General features: G+C 74.4%; 15 protein-coding genes. 7 read left to right on the top strand and 8 right to left on the bottom strand.

Annotation, left to right across the window (positions count from 1 at the left end; genetic code table 11):
- Positions 1 to 283 precede the first annotated feature (283 nt).
- A complete protein-coding gene (locus V6V16_RS00095) occupies positions 284 to 1540 on the top strand; it encodes an amidohydrolase (protein WP_334558312.1) in 1257 nt (418 codons plus the stop codon).
- On the opposite strand, the gene V6V16_RS00100 is transcribed toward V6V16_RS00095, so the two are convergent.
- Entirely contained in the window at positions 1497 to 2495 is a 999-nt protein-coding gene (locus V6V16_RS00100) for a DUF4349 domain-containing protein (RefSeq protein ID WP_334558313.1), read from the bottom strand. The two genes, V6V16_RS00095 and V6V16_RS00100, sit on opposite strands and share 44 nt — an antisense overlap.
- A gap of 117 nt (positions 2496 to 2612) precedes the next feature.
- Between V6V16_RS00100 and V6V16_RS00105 the strand changes: the two genes are divergently transcribed.
- Genes V6V16_RS00105 through V6V16_RS00120 form a run of 4 tightly spaced genes read left to right on the top strand, consistent with a single transcriptional unit; the run spans position 2613 to position 6002 of the window.
- The gene (locus tag V6V16_RS00105) at positions 2613 to 3245 is read left to right on the top strand and encodes an MBL fold metallo-hydrolase (RefSeq protein WP_334558314.1); all 633 of its coding nucleotides are present in this window, start codon (positions 2613 to 2615) and stop codon (positions 3243 to 3245) included.
- A 5-nt stretch (positions 3246 to 3250) separates the two neighbouring features.
- Positions 3251 to 4201: a hypothetical protein gene (locus V6V16_RS00110; protein ID WP_334558316.1), complete on the top strand. Its 951-nt coding sequence runs from the start codon at positions 3251 to 3253 to the stop codon at positions 4199 to 4201.
- A 37-nt stretch (positions 4202 to 4238) separates the two neighbouring features.
- Entirely contained in the window at positions 4239 to 4982 is a 744-nt protein-coding gene (locus tag V6V16_RS00115) for an SCO6745 family protein (protein ID WP_334558318.1), read from the top strand.
- A 57-nt stretch (positions 4983 to 5039) separates the two neighbouring features.
- Positions 5040 to 6002, top strand: a complete 963-nt coding sequence (locus V6V16_RS00120) for a GNAT family N-acetyltransferase (protein WP_334558319.1) — start codon at positions 5040 to 5042, stop codon at positions 6000 to 6002.
- A 73-nt stretch (positions 6003 to 6075) separates the two neighbouring features.
- Here V6V16_RS00120 and V6V16_RS00125 read toward each other — a convergent pair whose 3' ends face one another.
- Entirely contained in the window at positions 6076 to 6531 is a 456-nt protein-coding gene (locus V6V16_RS00125; protein ID WP_334558321.1) for a gamma-glutamylcyclotransferase, read from the bottom strand.
- 106 nt (positions 6532 to 6637) lie between these two features.
- Between V6V16_RS00125 and V6V16_RS00130 the strand changes: the two genes are divergently transcribed.
- Positions 6638 to 8041: an NAD(P)H-quinone dehydrogenase gene (locus tag V6V16_RS00130; protein ID WP_334558323.1), complete on the top strand. Its 1404-nt coding sequence runs from the start codon at positions 6638 to 6640 to the stop codon at positions 8039 to 8041.
- Here the strand turns inward: V6V16_RS00130 and V6V16_RS00135 are convergent.
- Positions 8019 to 8627 (bottom strand): DUF998 domain-containing protein, encoded by a 609-nt coding sequence (locus tag V6V16_RS00135; protein ID WP_334558324.1) that lies wholly within the window; start codon positions 8625 to 8627, stop codon positions 8019 to 8021. The genes V6V16_RS00130 and V6V16_RS00135 overlap by 23 nt on opposite strands.
- A 95-nt stretch (positions 8628 to 8722) precedes the next feature.
- On the bottom strand, positions 8723 to 9373 hold the full coding sequence (locus V6V16_RS00140; RefSeq protein ID WP_334558326.1) for a DedA family protein: 651 nt from the start codon (positions 9371 to 9373) through the stop codon (positions 8723 to 8725).
- Positions 9374 to 9914: 541 nt separating this feature from the next.
- Here V6V16_RS00140 and thrS point away from each other — a divergent pair.
- A complete protein-coding gene (gene thrS, locus V6V16_RS00145; protein WP_334558328.1) occupies positions 9915 to 11132 on the top strand; it encodes a threonine--tRNA ligase in 1218 nt (405 codons plus the stop codon).
- A 50-nt stretch (positions 11133 to 11182) separates the two neighbouring features.
- Here the strand turns inward: thrS and V6V16_RS00150 are convergent, their stop codons facing one another.
- From V6V16_RS00150 to V6V16_RS00165, 4 genes are all read right to left on the bottom strand, one after another.
- Positions 11183 to 13105 (bottom strand): ABC transporter ATP-binding protein, encoded by a 1923-nt coding sequence (locus V6V16_RS00150; RefSeq protein WP_442934008.1) that lies wholly within the window; start codon positions 13103 to 13105, stop codon positions 11183 to 11185.
- Between the two features lie 166 nt (positions 13106 to 13271).
- Entirely contained in the window at positions 13272 to 15005 is a 1734-nt protein-coding gene (locus tag V6V16_RS00155; RefSeq protein ID WP_334558331.1) for an ABC transporter ATP-binding protein, read from the bottom strand.
- A complete protein-coding gene (locus V6V16_RS00160; RefSeq protein ID WP_334558332.1) occupies positions 14999 to 15460 on the bottom strand; it encodes a MarR family winged helix-turn-helix transcriptional regulator in 462 nt (153 codons plus the stop codon). Before V6V16_RS00160 ends, V6V16_RS00155 begins: the two co-directional genes overlap by 7 nt.
- Positions 15461 to 15484: 24 nt before the next feature.
- On the bottom strand, positions 15485 to 15931 hold the full coding sequence (locus tag V6V16_RS00165; protein ID WP_334558333.1) for a DoxX family protein: 447 nt from the start codon (positions 15929 to 15931) through the stop codon (positions 15485 to 15487).
- Positions 15932 to 15948 lie beyond the last annotated feature (17 nt).

Consider the following 15948-nt stretch of genomic DNA (forward strand, 5'->3'; position numbering starts at 1 on the left):
TTCATGGGACCGACTAATGCGACAATTCGGAACGAGGGGGGCCGGGATCGGCGCCGAATTTGCCGCGCCGGGTCGGTTACGCGTTGTAGGAGGTGTGGGACGGATGACGGCCTTCGACCGTGATCTACCTGCTGTCCCACAGATCTACGACCGCCCCGAGCAGGCAATTCGTGACGCTTCGCGATCCGACGGCTACCGGAACGAGGTTGCGCAGCGTCACCGGAGGTCTAGGCTGTCTGCGGTTCCCGATGATCCATCCATCTCTAGCGAGCGAGAATTCGACGTGACGAGTGCGCTGACGCTGCCCACCGGCAACCAGCTGGCGTCCTGGCCGGAGGCGCCGTCCGGTTCCGAGCCCCTGCCGGCCGAGCTGGACCACCTGCTCGCCCTCCGGGTGCCCGGGCTGATCGCCACCCGTCGCCACCTCCACTCGCACCCGGAACTCTCCGGCGAGGAGTTCGAGACGGCCGCCCTGATCGCCCGGGAGCTCACCCTGGCCGGGCTGCGCCCGCGGCTGCTGCCGAAGGGCAACGGGGTCATCTGCGACATCGACGGCCGCCCCGACGGCCCGGTGGTCGCGCTGCGCGCCGACATCGACGCCCTGCCGCTGACCGACTCGAAGGACGTGCCGTACCGCTCCACGGTGGAGGGCGTCTGCCACGCCTGTGGCCACGACGTGCACACCACGGTCATGCTCGGCGTCGGCATGCTGCTGGCCCAGCTCGCCGACCTCGGCGAGCTTCCCGGGCGGGTCCGGTTGATCTTCCAGCCCGCCGAGGAGATCCTGCCCTGCGGCTCGCTGGAGGTCATCGAGGCCGGCGGCCTCGACGACGTGGTGCAGATCTTCGCGCTGCACTGCGACCCCAACCTGCCGGTCGGGCAGATCGGGCTGCGGGTCGGCCCGATCACCGCCGCCGCCGACAACGTCACCGTCCGCCTGACCGGCCCCGGCGGGCACACCGCGCGTCCGCACCTGACCGTCGACCTGGTCGACGCCCTCGGTCGCCTGATCACCGAGGTGCCGGCCCTGGTCAGCCGGCGGGTGCCGGCCAACAGCGGGCTGCTGCTGGTGTTCGGCCACGCCTCGGCCGGCACCCGTTACAACGTGATCCCCTCCGAGGCCTGCGCCTCCGGCACCCTGCGGGTGATGGACCGCGACACCTGGGAGCTGGCCCCCAAGATCGTGGGTCAGGTGGTCCGCGACGTCATCGCACCGACCGGGGCGACGGTCGACCTGGAGTACCTCCGGGGTCGCCCGCCGGTGTGCAACGACTCGCGCGCCGTCCAGGTCCTGACCACCGCCACCACCGCCACGCTCGGGCCGGAGGGCGTCGCCGAGACCCCGCAGAGCATGGGCGGCGAGGACTTCTCCTGGTATCTGGAGTACGTCCCCGGCGCGCTCGCCCGGCTCGGCGTCGGCCGCTCCGGCCCGAACGTGGACCTGCACCGGGCCTCGTTCGACGCCGACGAACGGGCCATCCCGGTCGGCGTACGACTCATGGTCCAGACCGCGCTGCGGGCACTGGCGGCGGCGCGGTAGGCAGCGGCCGACCCGGCCCGGCCGGCGGCGTCGTCGGCGGGCCCGCGTGCCGCCGCCGGCGGCGCAGCACCACCAGGAGCACCGCCAGCGGTACGCCGAGCGCCAACAGCCACGGCAGCACCGCGCCCAGCACCGTCAGCAGGACGGTCATCGAGGTCAGGAAGACCTTCCAGCCGCCCCGCAGCCCCACCATGAAGCCGACCTCGGCCTCCTCGTCGGCGGTGCTCGCGTCCGGCCCGACCAGCGACACGGTGATGGTGGAGAGGCTGGTCAGGTCCGACAGCCGCTCCTTCTTCGCCTCCAGCGAGGCGAGGTCGGCCTCCCGGCGGGAGAGCTCGTTCTCCAGCGACACCAGATCGCTGATCGAGGTGGCCCTGGACAGCAGCCGGCGGGCGCTCTCCACCCGGGCGCGCTGGGTGGTGATCCGCGCGTCCAGGTCGACCACCTGCTCGGTGACGTCCTCGGTACGGATCTCCCGCCGCTGCTGCCGGCCCAGCCTCGCCAGCTCGTCGACGACGCCGTGGAACTTCGCCGCGGGCACCCGCAGCTCCAGCTCGGCCCGGGCGTCCGCCGCCGCGCTGCGCCGCTGGTCGCCGCCGACGAAACCGCCGGCCGCCGTGACTGCGGCGATGGCGCTGCGGGCCGCCTCGTCCACATTCTCCACCTGCACCCGCATCGTGCCGGTGTAGATGATGGAGCGCTGGTCGACCCGCAGGTCGGGCGCGCCGGCGCCGGCGCCCTGCTCGGTCCTGCCGCCACCCTGCTCGGCCTTGCCCCCGTCCTGGTCCGCCGCACCGCCGGCCCGCTCCACCGCGTCCCGCTCCGCCGGTGCGGCCGCGGGCGCGCCGGCGGAGTCGTCGCTCGCGTCGCTGCCACAGCCCGCGAGCGCGACCAGCGCGACCAGTGCGGCGGCCGCCAGCCGTACGCCCCGGCGCCGTCGTTCCCGTCCGTCCATCCCCGCCTCCATCGTCCTCGCCCCCGTGCGGGGCGTTACGTCAGACGCGACGCGCGACCACGTCGGTTCCGGCAGACTGCGCTCAGGACATCACGATTCGATAATCTTGGAGTCACGATGCAGCTCACCAAGTACGCCCACTCCTGCCTCCGGGTGGAGCACGACGGGGGGGTGCTGGTCATCGATCCTGGCGTGTTCAGCGAGGCGGCCGCGGCGCTCGACGGGGCGGACGCGGTGCTGGTCACCCACGAGCACCCCGACCACCTGGACGTCGAGGCGGTCACCCGACAGCTCGACCGGCGGCCCTTCGCCATCCACGGCCCGGCGTCGCTCGCCGGCACCCTGGGCGACGCCGCGGAGGCGCTCCAACCCGTCCGACCCGGACAGTCGTTCACGGCCGCCGGCGTGCCGGTACGCGCCCACGGCGGCCGGCACGCCGTGATCCACCCCGACATCCCGGTGGTGGACAACCTGGCGTACCTGCTCGACGACGTGGTCTACCACCCGGGGGACTCCCTCGTCGTCCCCGAGGATGCGCAGGTCGACACGCTCTTCCTGCCGATCCACGCACCCTGGACCAAGTTCTCCGAGTCGTTGGACTTCCTCCGGGCGGTCGCGCCGCGCCGGGCGTACGCGTTGCACGACGGGCTGCTCAACGACAACGGGCTGGCGGTGCTCAACGGCAACTTCGCCCGACTCTCCGAGGTGGACTACCGGCGGCTCGAGCCGGGCACCCGGATCGACGCCTGACGGCGATGCCCGGCCCGTCCCGCGAGCTGGTGCACCGGCTCTACACCACCCCGCCGGACCGGTTCGTCGCGATCCGCGACGAGGCCGTCGCGGAGGCCCGCCGCTCCGGCGACCCGAGGGGCGCCCGGGAGATCGCCCGGCTGCGCCGGCCCACCGTGGCCGCCTGGCTGGTCAACCTGCTCGCCATCCGCCGCCCCGAGCTGGTCGCCGACCTGGCCCAGCTCGCCGAGGCGCTGCGCGCCGCCCAGCGGGACCTGCGCGGGCCCCGGCTGCGGGAGCTGTCCGCCCAGCGCCGGGCCGTGGTGGCCGCCCTCGTCGCCGAGGTGCGCAAGCTGGCGGCCGGCACCGAGGGGGCCCCGTCGGCCGGGAAGCTGCCGCTGGCCGAGGTGGAGGCCACCCTCAACGCGGCGCTCGCCGACACCGACGTCGCCGAGCAGGTCCGCACCGGCCGGCTGCTGCGGGCCGCCAGCTACGCCGGCTTCGGCGAGGTGCCCCGCCCGCAGCTGCGCCTGGTGACCGACGGCGAGGAGCCCGAACCGGCGTCCCGGCCCGGGCCGGCCGGGCCGCGGCGGGACGGGACCGACCGGGCGGCGCTCCGCGCCGAGCAGGCCCAGCGGGCCCAGCGGGAGGAGCGGGCGCGTCGGCGGCGGGCGTTGGAGAAGGAGCTGGCGAAGGCGCGTACCGACCAGGAGCGGGCCGAGGCGGAGCTGGCCGACGCGACGGCGGCCGAGCGGGACGGCGCCGCCCTCCTGGACGAGGTCGAGGCGGAACTGGCCGAGCTTGAGCGGCGCCGGGCCGTCGCCGAGCAGGACCTGAGCCGGGCCCGGCTGGCCCGGCGCGGGGCGGAGCGGACGGTGACGGCCGCCCGTCGGCGGGCGGGCGAGGTAGAGGCGGCGGTGGAGGCGCTCGACGCCGAAGAGGGGGATGCCGAGCCGGCGGGCGGCGCGGCAGACTGACCCCTGTGGACGGACGGGTCGACCGGGGAGTGGGTGCATGACGCCGGAGCAGGTCGCCGCGGCCAGCAAGCCCGTCGTGTTGGAACTCGGGGACGTCTTCACCCGCTGCCCGACCACGATGCGCCGGGCGCGGCTGCTCGGCATCCCCGGCTGGGCGTTCTACGTCACCGGGCGCGCCGGCGCCCTGGGGGACGTCCGCGCCGAGACGGTCGCCGCCGCTCTCGGCTTCCTCGCGCCCGACGCGGTCGCCGACGGCTGGGACGGGGCTCGGCGGATCGTCCAGCCCATCGACGTCGCCGCCGCCACCGTCGCCGAGTGCTGCCGGTGGGGCGACGAGCGGCTCGACGCCCTGCCCGGGATCAGCCGGCTCGCGACCCTGCTCGGCCGCGCGGTCGACGCCGCGGACGCCAGCGGGATGCCGCTCTTCGCCGCCTGGCGGGCCATGCCGGTGCCGGTCCGGACGGCCGGCGCGCGGGCGGCCGTCGGCCTGCGGCTGCTCCGGGAGCACTTCGCCGGGGCGCACCTGATCGCGGTGCGCTCCAGCGGGATGACCCCGCTGGAGGCCGTGCTGGCCGGGCCGGAGGGGGAGGCGGGCGCCGTGGCCTGCGGCTGGCCGCCGCCGTACCCGCCGGTCGGGCCGCTGGTGCGCCGCCGGCTCTGGGCCGAGGCGGTGACCGACCGGCTGGCCGCCCCGGCGTTCGCGGCGCTCGGTCCCGTGGACGGCGCCGAGCTGCTGGAGCTGCTCACCGCGACGAGGGCCCACCTGGCCGAACCGGGTTGACCCGTCGCGGCCGAAAATCGGCGGCGGTCCGGCGGTCCGACTGCCAGGATCGCTCCCGTGACTCTCCCCGCCGGCTGGCACGCCCGCCGACCCACGCACGACGACGTGCCGGCGATCCTCGCGGTGGTGCACGCCGCGGACACCTTCGCCGTCGGTCACCCCGACTTCGACGCCGAGGACGTCACGGCCGCGCTGACCGCGCCGTTCTTCGACCCGGCCCGCGACTCCTGGGTGGTCACCGACCCGGAGGGCGTGGTGGTGGCCTGGGCGACGCTCGACAATCCGACCGGCGTCGGGCGCGAGTTCGTCGAGGTGTACGTCGACCCGGGGCGGGGCGACGACCTGCGCGCGCCACTGCTGGCCCGGCAGCTCGACCGGATCGCCGAACGCGCCGCCGAGCGGGGCGTGCCGGCGCTGACCGTCCGCACGGCCGTCTTCGCCCCCGAGACACGCTGGGCGGCGGAGCTGGCCGAGGCCGGGTTCACCCTGGCCAAGCGGTACGTGCGGATGCGCCGGCCGCTGCCGGGGCTGCCGGCCGAGCCGCCGCTCCCGCCCGGGGTGACCGTCCGCCCGCTGCGCGGCGACGACGAGGCCGACCTGCGCGAGTTCCACCGGATCTTCGACACCGCGTTCCGCGACACGGCGGACTACGAGCCGACCGGCTTCGACCAGTGGCGGCAGCGGATCACCCAGCACGGCACCACCTGGGACGAGTGGTTCCTCGCGGAGGTCGACGGGGCGCCGGCCGGCGCGCTCCAGTCCTCCGACCAGGCGCTGGAGCAGAACGAGGGCTTCGTGCGCAGCCTGTCGGTGCTGCCGGCGTACCGGCGGCGGGGGGTGGGCGCGGCGCTGCTCCTGCGGGCCTTCGCCACCTATGCGGCCAAGGGCCGGGAGTTCGCCGGGCTGGGCGTGGACCTGGCCAATCCCACCGCCCCGGTGACGCTCTACCGCTCCGTGGGGCTGCGCGAGGAGCGCTGGACCGACATGTACGAGCTGGTCGTGCCGGCCGCCGGTGTGTGATTGACGACGCCGGCCGGGGCCGGATGGTGGTCCCGCCCCGCGCCGGAGCAGACTGGGGGCCGTGGGATGCGCGCTAGGCGGAGGCGGTGCCGGTGGGGCGGGAACGCAGCTCGTTGACGTAGTCGTCGGGGGCGCCCGCCTTCTCGGCGGCGTTCGCGATCTCCGAGAGGTACCACGCGGTGGGCAGCCCGCCCTCGTACCCGTCGAAGACGTAGATCCACGCGGTCACGTCCCCGTCGAGGGTGGAGACGCGTACGTGCAGCTTGCGGTAGGTGCCGGCGGTCACCCCCTCGAGCTCGTCGAGCTGGGCCGCGTCGTACGGGTGGATGTCGTAGATCGCCACGAAGACGCGGTCGCCCGGGGACTCGACGACCGTGCTGACGGCGCCCTCCCAGCCGATCACGTCCTCGCCGGCGAAGGTGAGGCGCCAGCCTTCCAGCCAGCCTGTGCCCACCATCGGCGAATGCGGACAATAGGCGCGCATGCGGGCGGGATCGAGGTTAGAGCCGTAGGCGGCGTGATGACGCACGGCGATGACGATAGCCCGCCCGCGGGGTGGGGGAGAATACGACGGAGCGTGTCGGACGCGTTCGGGAGAAGAAAGTCACTGTGAGCACTGACGAAGGGCGAGCGCTGTGAGCCGGATCGTGATCATCGGCGGTGGACCGGCCGGCTACGAGGCGGCCCTGGTCGCCGCGCAGCTGGACGCTGATGTCACCGTCGTGGAGGCCGAGGGCGCCGGCGGGGCCTGCGTGCTGTCCGACTGCGTACCGTCGAAGACCTTCATCGCCAGCTCGGAGGTGGTCACCGGCTACCGGGACACCGAGGAGTTCGGGGTGCACTCGGACGGGCTGGAGGCGGTCACGGTCGACGCCACCGCGGTGCACGGGCGGGTCAAGCGACTCGCGCTCGCCCAGTCCGCCGACATCCACGCGAAGCTGGTCAAGGCCGGCGTGACCTTCGTGTCGGGCACCGCCCGGCTCGGCGACGACACCCTCGGCCACACCCACCGGGTGCTCGTCACCCCGACCGACGGCGACGGCGAGCAGTCGATCGACGCGTCGACCGTGCTCGTCGCCACCGGCGCCACCCCGCGCCAGCTGCCCACCGCCGTGCCCGACGGCGAGCGCATCCTGACCTGGCGCCAGGTCTACGACCTGCCGGAGCTGCCCGAGCACCTGATCGTCGTCGGCTCCGGCGTCACCGGCGCCGAGTTCGCCAGCGCCTACCTCGCGATGGGCGTGCGGGTGACGCTGGTCTCCAGCCGCGACCGGGTGATGCCGCACGAGGACGCCGACGCGGCGATGGCCATCGAGCGGGTCTTCCGCAACCGTGGCATGAGCATCCTGAACAACTCCCGGGCGGACGCGGTCCGGCGCACCGCCGACGGGGTGGAGGTCGAGCTCTCCGACGGCCGCAAGGTGGCCGGCTCGCACGCGCTGATCGCGGTCGGTTCGATCCCCAACACCGCCGACCTCGGCCTGGCCGAGTACGGCGTCGCGCTGGCCCGCGGCGGCTACGTCACCGTCGACCGGGTCTCGCGGACCAACGTGCCCGGCATCTACGCCGCCGGCGACTGCACCGGGGTGCTCCCGCTGGCCAGCGTCGCCGCCATGCAGGGTCGGATCGCGATGTGGCACGCGCTCGGCGAGGCGGTCCGGCCGCTGCGGCTGCGCACCGTCGCCGCGAACGTCTTCACCGACCCGGAGCTGGCCACCGTCGGCGTCTCGCAGGACGAGGTCGACGCGGGCAAGGTGCCGGCCCGGCAGGTCATGCTGGCGCTGGACGGCAACGCCCGGGCGAAGATGGACGACCTCGCCGACGGCTTCGTCAAGCTCTTCTGCCGCCCGGCCAGCGGCCAGGTGGTCGGCGGCGTGGTGGTGGCGCCGAAGGCGAGCGAGCTGATCCTGCCGATCACCATGGCGGTGGAGAACAACCTGACGGTCAACGAGCTGGCCCAGACCATCACGATCTACCCGAGCCTGTCGGGCTCCATCACCGAGGCCGCCCGCCAGCTCATGCTGCACGAGCTGGAGTGACCCGACCGAGCAGGGCGGTCGCGACGACCGCGAGCACGGCGACCTCGGTGACGATGAGCAGGCGCTCGACCAGGCCGAGCAGCAGCCGGTCGCCGGGGTAGGCCGACCAGACCATCGCCGCCGCCAGCACCACGCTGGCGGCGGCGAGCACGCGTACCCGGCGGCCGACCGCTTCCGGCAGGCCGCGGGCGAGCAGCCAGCCGGCCACCGGCAGCGCCAGGAAGGCGACCACCGAGGCGTACCGGTGGACGTAGGCGGCGGTGTCCATGGGCAGGCCCGGCTCGTTCGTCGGCACGAGCGCCGCCAGCAGCAGCCCGCCGATCCAGGCGCCCAGCAGCAGCTCGGCCGTCCGCCCGGCACGGGCGCCGGCGGGCCGCAGGGCGGGCAGGAGCACGGCGGTGGCCGCCGCCAGGACCACCATCGCCGCGTCGATGACGCCGCCCCGGTCGGAGACGGCGAAGTCGCTGACGGTCAGGGCCCACGGGTTCAGGTTCTCGTTCACCTCGACGTGGCCGATCACGGCGAGCAGCGTCGCCAGGGCGATGCCACCGAGGGCCAGCAGTCCACTGTTCCGGGTCTCGGGCATGGCTCAGCCTGAAGCGCGGGCGCCCCCAGGCGGATCCGGGCCGTCCACCGAGATCGATCCGGGGGGCCACCCCTAGGCGGTGCCGGCCCGGCCGGTCACTCGGGCGGGGGCGCGTCCGTCGGCACCGGGACGGCGACCGGCACCACCGCGACCGGCTCGGCCGCCCGCCGCCCGGCGACGATCGTGATGGCCCAGCCGGCCGCGGCGAACCCGAGCGCCGCGACGGCCGCGATCAGTGCCAGCCGCCACGCCGACTCCGTGAGCGCCGTCCCGCCGAGATGCCCGACCAGCCCGCCGTACGTCGCCCACCCCAGCGCGGCCAGGCCCTCGTAGAGCAGGAACAGCCGGTACGGGTACCGGCTGCGGCCGGCGGAGAAGCAGGCCGCCATCCGGCCACCCGGCACGAAGCGGCAGAGCAGGATCACCAGCGGGCCCGGCCGGCGCAGCCCCCGGGTCACCCGGCTGGCGACCCGTCGGGCCCTGCCCCGCTCGACGTCGCGGGGCACCCCACGGTCCGGCGCACCCCGCCCGAGCAGGTAGCAGGCGAGGTCCCCGGCGAACACCCCGAGCGCGCCGACGGCGATCGTCACCGGCAGGTTCAGCCCGCCGTACACGGTCAGGGCGCCGCTCGTGATCATCACGACCTGGGTGGGGATCACGGGGACGAAGGCGTCGGCGACCAGCAGGGCGAGCAGCGCGAGGTAGGCCCAGGTCGGCGACGCGACCTCAGTGAGTAGTTCGGGCACGACTGCCACCTCGCCGGACGGGGCCGATTGGGTGTACCGAGCCTGACGGGTCGTCCGCCGTCACCGGGCGCGACCCTGGTCCGGGGTGACCACCGACACGACAGGGCCACCGGTTGCAACGAGCGGGCCCGGTCGCGGGTGACGCGGCTCCGCGCCGCCGAGGGTCGGCGGATCGGTGCCGCTCGGCGTACCGTTGTCGGCGCGCGGCCGAGGCAGCGTCCGGCCCCCCGTTCCTGACGCTCGGGCCGCCGCGGGCCGTCGGCAGGTCCCGTGCCGGCGGCCCGCCCCCGTGCCGCGCAGCGCCGGGGCCGGCGCTCCCGCCCCCCGGGCGCCACGACGCCCGGGAAAACCGGCTGCGGCCCCCGCGAGCGGGCGCGTACCGTCGCCGCATGCGCAGTGCGGTATCCACCACGACGCCGGGAGACCCCGGCGCGCCGTACTGACCTGACCGTCGACGAGGCCCCGGGGCGATCCGCCCCGGGGCCTCGTGGCGTCCGGTGACCGGGTCGCCCGCGGGGCGTACCCGATCAAGGAGCGCGACATGATCGACCACCGCAGGCTCGGCCGGGAGCTGGAGCTGTTCGGCTCCGACCCGCTGGCCGGCGCCGGGCTGCCGCTCTGGCTGCCGGCCGGCGCCGCCGCCCGGCACGCCGTCGAGGAGTACGTCCGCGAGCTGGAACGCCGCGCCGGCTACCGGCACGTGTGCACCCCGCCGCTGGGCAGACGGGAGCTCTTCGAGCTCTCCGGCCACCTCGGCTACTTCGCCGACGACATGTTCCCGCCGATGGCGCTCGGCGCCGACGACGAGCTCGTGCTCCGGCCGGCGCTCTGCCCGCACCACGCCCTGGTGTTCCGGGCCCGGGGCCGCTCCTACCGGGAGCTGCCGCTGCGGATCGCCGAGCTGGGCGGCATGTACCGGGCGGAGCGGTCGGGCGTGCTCGGCGGGCTGTCCCGGGTGCGGGCCATCTCGCTCAACGACGCGCACAACTTCTGCGCCCCGGAACAGGTGGGCGAGGAGGTCGCGGAGATCCTCCGACTGATCCGCGAGGCGCACGCCGCGCTCGGCGTACGGCCCGCCGGCTTCCGGCTGTCGCTGCGCGGGCCGGGCGCGAAGTACGTCGGGGACGACGCCGAGTGGGCGAGGGCCGAGGAACTGCTCCGCGCGGCCCTCGACGGGGTGGAGTTCACCGAGGCCCCCGGGGAGGCCGCCTTCTACGGGCCGAAGATCGACATCCAGGTGCTGGACGCGGCCGGCCGGGAGTTCACCCTCTCCACCGTGCAACTCGACTTCGACAAGCCGGAGCGGTTCGACCTGTCGTACACCGACGCGTCCGGGGCGCGGCGTCGACCGGTGATGGTGCACCGGAGCCTCGTCGGCAGCATGGAGCGGCTCTTCGCGTACCTGATCGAGGTGCATGAGGGCGCCTTCCCCGCCTGGTACGCCCCGGTGCAGCTGGTGGCGCTGCCGGTCGGGCCCGACCAGGCCGGGGCGGCGGACCGGCTCGCGGCGGACGCGCTGGCGGCCGGGCTGCGCGTCGAGGTCGACGGGGCCGGTTCGCTGGGCGCCCGCATCCGCGACGCGGCCCGCGCCCGGGTCCCGTACGCCGCCGTCATCGGCTCCCGCGAGGCGGCCGAGGGCGCCGTCGCGCTGCGGTTGCGCGGCGGCCGGGCCCTGGACCCGATGCCCGCCGCCGACGCCCTCCGGCTGATCGGCGCGGCGGTGGCCGGGCGCGCCCCGGCCCTGCTCCCGGCCGGCTGAGTCGCCGGGCCCCGACCCCGGCCGCCCGGGCGCCGCCGGGGACCGCCCGGTCACCGGGAGGTTTCCTGCAACGGCGCCGGTCCGGGGTCGGGCTCGACGGCGGCGGCGCTGAACTGCGACCGGTACAGCCGGTGGTACGCGCCCCGCGCGGCGAGCAGCTCGTCGTGCGTGCCCTGCTCCACGATCCGGCCGTCCTCCATCATCAGGATCAGGTCGGCGTCGCGGATCGTGGAGAGCCGGTGCGCGATGACGAAGCTCGTCCGGTCGGAGCGCAGCGCCGCCATCGCCCGCTGGAGCAGCACCTCGGTGCGGGTGTCGACCGAGCTGGTCGCCTCGTCCAGGATCAGCAGCGACGGCTCGGCGAGGAACGCCCGGGCGATCGTGATGAGCTGCTTCTCGCCGGCGCTGACGTTGTTCCCCTCCTCGTCGATCACCGTGTCGTAGCCGTCGGGCAGGCTGCGTACGAACCGGTCCACGAACGTCGCCCGGGCCGCGGCCACGATCTGCTCCTCGGTCGCCCCGGGCCGGCCGTACGCGATGTTGTCCCGGATGGTGCCCCCGAAGAGCCAGGTCTCCTGGAGGACCATGCCGATCCGGCCGCGCAGGTCGTCGCGGCGCATCGTGGTGACGTCCACCCCGTCGAGCGTGATCCGGCCGGCGTCCAGCTCGTAGAAGCGCATGACCAGGTTGACCAGGGTGGTCTTGCCGGCCCCGGTCGGCCCGACGATGGCCACGGTGTGGCCGGGCTCGGCGACCAGGGAGAGGTCCTCGATCAGCGGCCTCTCCGGGACGTACCGGAACGAGACGTGGGAGAACTCGACCCGGCCGCGCGGGTCGCGTACGCGGGCGGGCTCGGCCGGATCCGGGCTCTGCTCCTCGGCGTCGAGCACGGCGAAGACCCGCTCGGCGGAGGCCACCCCGGACTGGAGCAGGTTCGCCATCGAGGCGACCTGGGTGAGCGGCTGGGTGAACTGCCGGGAGTACTGGATGAACGCCTGCACGTCGCCCAGGCTCATCGACCCCGACGCCACCCGCAGGCCGCCGACGACGGCGATCGCCACGTAGCTGAGGTTTCCGACGAACATCATCGCCGGCATGATGATCCCGCTGATGAACTGGGCGCCGAAGCTCGCCCGGAACAGCTCCTCGTTCTTCGCGGTGAAGGCGGCCTCCACCTCGTGCTGCCGGCCGAAGACCTTGACCAGCTCGTGGCCGGTGAACGCCTCCTCGATCTGGCCGTTCAGCTCGCCGGTGTGCGCCCACTGGGCGAGGAACTGCCGCTGCGAGCGCTTCGCGATGGCGGTCGTGACGACCACCGACACCGGGACCGCGACCAGGGCCACCAGGGCGAGCAGCGGCGAGATCCAGAACATCATGACCAGCACGCCGACCACGGTGAGCAGCGAGGTGAGCAGCTGGCTGAGCGTCTGCTGGAGGCTCGTGGAGATGTTGTCGATGTCGTTCGTGACGCGGCTGAGCAGCTCGCCGCGGGGCTGCCGGTCGAAGTAGGGCAGCGGGAGCCGGTTGAGCTTCTCCTCCACCTCGGCGCGCAGTCGCAGCACGGTCCGCTGGACCACCCCGTTGAGCAGCCAGCCCTGCCACCACATCAGCACGCTGGCCGCCAGGTAGAGCCCGAGGGCCAGCAGCAGCACCCGCGCCAGCGCGGCGAAGTCGATGCCGACGCCGGGCACCACGTCCATCCGGGCGAGCATGTCGGCGAAGCTGTCGTTGCCGGCCGCCCGCGCGGCCGCCACGGCCTGGTCGGCGGTGGTGCCCGCCGGCAGCTGTCGGCCGATCACCCCCGTGAAGATCAGGTCCGTGGCCCAGCCGAGCACCTTCGGCCCGACCACGCTGAGCCCGACGCTGAGCACCGCCAGCGCGATCACGGCCGCCAGGTGGAGCCGCTGCGGGCGCAGCCGGCCCAGCAGCCGCCGGGCCGAGGGCCCGAAGTTCATCGACCGCTCGGCGGGCATCCCGACGCCACCGTGCGGACCGCCGCGCTGCCCGCTCGGCGGCAGCCGCCGCGGCGTCCGCGCGTCGGCGGCCGGCTTCTGCTGCGGTACGGCGCTCACGCCGCCACCTCGCTTCCCTCACCGGCGGCGCGGGGCGCCGCGCCGCCGTGCCGGATGGTCCGCGCGCTCACGCGGTCACCCCCGTCGTGTTCTGCGAGGCGACGATCTCGGCGTACGTCGGGCACTCGCGTAGCAGCTCGTCGTGTCGACCGATGCCGACCACGCCGCCGTTCTCCAGCACCACGATCTGGTCGGCGCCGACGATGGTGGAGACCCGCTGGGCCACGATCACCACGGCGGCCTCCGCCGTGACCGGTCGCAGCGCCGCCCGCAGCCGCGCGTCGGTGCCGAGGTCCAGCGCGGAGAACGAGTCGTCGAAGAGATAGATCTCCGGCTGCCGCACCAGGGCCCGCGCGATGGCCAGCCGCTGCCGCTGCCCGCCGGAGACGTTCGTGCCGCCCTGCGCGACGGGCGACTCCAGCCCTTCCGGCATCGCCTCGACGAAGTCCCGCGCCTGCGCGATCTCCAGCGCCGCCCAGAGTTCCGCGTCCGTCGCCTCGGGGTTGCCGTAGCGCAGGTTGCTCGCCACGGTCCCGGTGAACAGGTACGGCCGCTGCGGCACCAGCCCGATCCGGCGCCACAGCGCGTCCGGGGCCAGGTCCCGTACGTCGACGCCGTCGACCAGCACGGTGCCGGCGGTCACGTCGACCAGCCGGGGGACGAGCGACAGCAGGGTGCTCTTGCCCGCGCCGGTGCTGCCGATGACCGCCGTCGTCGTGCCCGGCGTCACCCGGAACGACACGCCCCGCAGCACCGGCTCGGCCGCGCCCGGGTACCGGAAGCCGACGTCACGCAGCTCCAACTCGCCGCGGGCACTCACCTCGGTCACGGGACGGGCGGCGGGCACCACCGAGGAGTCGGTGTCCAGCACCTCGACGACGCGTTCGGCGCAGACCGCCGCGCGCGGCACCAGCATCAGCATGAAGGTGGCCATCATGACGGCCGTCAGGATCTGCATCAGGTACTGCAGGAAGGCGGTGAGGGAACCGACCTGGATCGCCCCGGCGTCCACCCGCTCGGCGCCGAACCAGAGCACGGCGACGCTGGAGACGTTGAGCACCAGCATCACCACCGGAAAGATCAACGCCATCAGGCGGCCGGTGCGCAGGGCGGTCGCGGTCAGGTCGGCGTTCGCCCCGGCGAAGCGTTCCGTCTCGTACGGCTCACGGACGAACGCCCGTACCACCCGGATGCCGGTGATCTGCTCACGCAGCACCCGGTTGACCGTGTCGATGCGGGTCTGCATGAGCCGGAAGCCCGGCACCATCCGCCGGATGATCAGCCACAGGACGACGGCCAGCACGGGCACGCTGATCAGCATCAGCCAGGAGAGCCCGACGTCCTCGCGCAGCGCCATCACTACGCCGCCGACGCTCATGATGGGCGCGGCGACGAGCATCGTGCAGCTCATCAGCACGAGCATCTGCACCTGTTGCACGTCGTTGGTGTTTCGGGTGATCAGCGAGGGCGCGCCGAACCGGGCGACCTCGCGGGCGGAGAAGCGGTTGACGTGCTCGAAGACCGCGGACCGGACGTCCCGGCCGAAGGCCGTCGCCGTCCGCGCGCCGAGGTAGACCGCGGCGACGGAGCAGACGATCTGGACCAGGCTGACCGCGAGCATCCACAGGCCGGTACGCAGGATGTAGCCGGTGTCGCCCCGGGCGACGCCGAGGTCGATGATGTCGGCGTTCAGGCTGGGCAGGTAGAGCGACGCCATCGTGCCGACGAACTGGAGCAGCACCACCGCGGCCAGCGGCCGGTGGTACGGGCGCAGGTACGTGCGCAGCAGCCGGATCAGCACGCCGGGCCCTCCGGGGTGCCGTGGTCGCCGTCCGCGATGACCTCAAGGAGGAACTCGCGGACCACGGCGGCCTTCGTCGGGTCGGCGTCGACCGAGGTCAGCGGGTGCCCCGAGCGGATCGCGGCGGTCAGCGCGTCGATCCGGGCCCGACCGGCGGGCGTGATCGCGAGCCTGACGCTGCGCCGGTCGGCCTCGTCGCGCTGCCGCTCGACCAGGCCGTCCCGCTCGAGGGTGTCCACGATGCCGGTGAGGGTGGCCGGCCGGACGAAGCAGTGCTCGGCAACCTGGCGGTGCGGCAGCTCGCCGTGCCGCGCGAGGGTCGTCAGGGTGACCATCCCCGCCTGGGTGAGCCCGTGTTCCTCCGCGAGGTAGCGGTTCCACCGTTGCCCCGTGACGTGCCCGGCGACCACGAGCAGTCGCCCCAGGGGCGCGTCCCGTAGCGTCATCAGATCCATGGCGACACATTAGCCTCCTGAACGTCAGGCCCCAAACGATATTACGGCTGCCACGGTGACGAAGAAGACCTGTTCCACCGTCCGCGGTACCAGGGGGGTCGCCGGCCGGCCGGCCAGGGTCACCCCGCGCCGGGCCGCCGAGACGTTCGCCGGGAACATGGCCAGCACCAGCAGCGCCAGCCCGCCCGCCGCCCAGCGGGCGGTCGCCGGCACCAGCAGCCCGACCGCGCCCACCAGTTCGAGCACCCCGGTGAGCGTGACGAGGAACTCCGGCCGGGGTAGGCCGGGCGGCACCATCCTGACCATGTCCGCGCGGTAGGCGGGGACGAAGTGCACGACACCGGTCACCACGAACATCAGCGCCAGCCCCACCCGCAGCGCGGGGTGCCAGCCGTCGAGGGCGGCCACGCCGACCAGTCCGGCGAGCCGGGCGAGCGCCGTGCCGACCACGAGTGCGATCAGCGGAGCCATCGTTACCTCCCGAGGAA

It is taken from the genome of Micromonospora sp. CPCC 205561, from assembly GCF_036906775.1.
In the GTDB taxonomy this organism is placed as follows: domain Bacteria; phylum Actinomycetota; class Actinomycetes; order Mycobacteriales; family Micromonosporaceae; genus Micromonospora.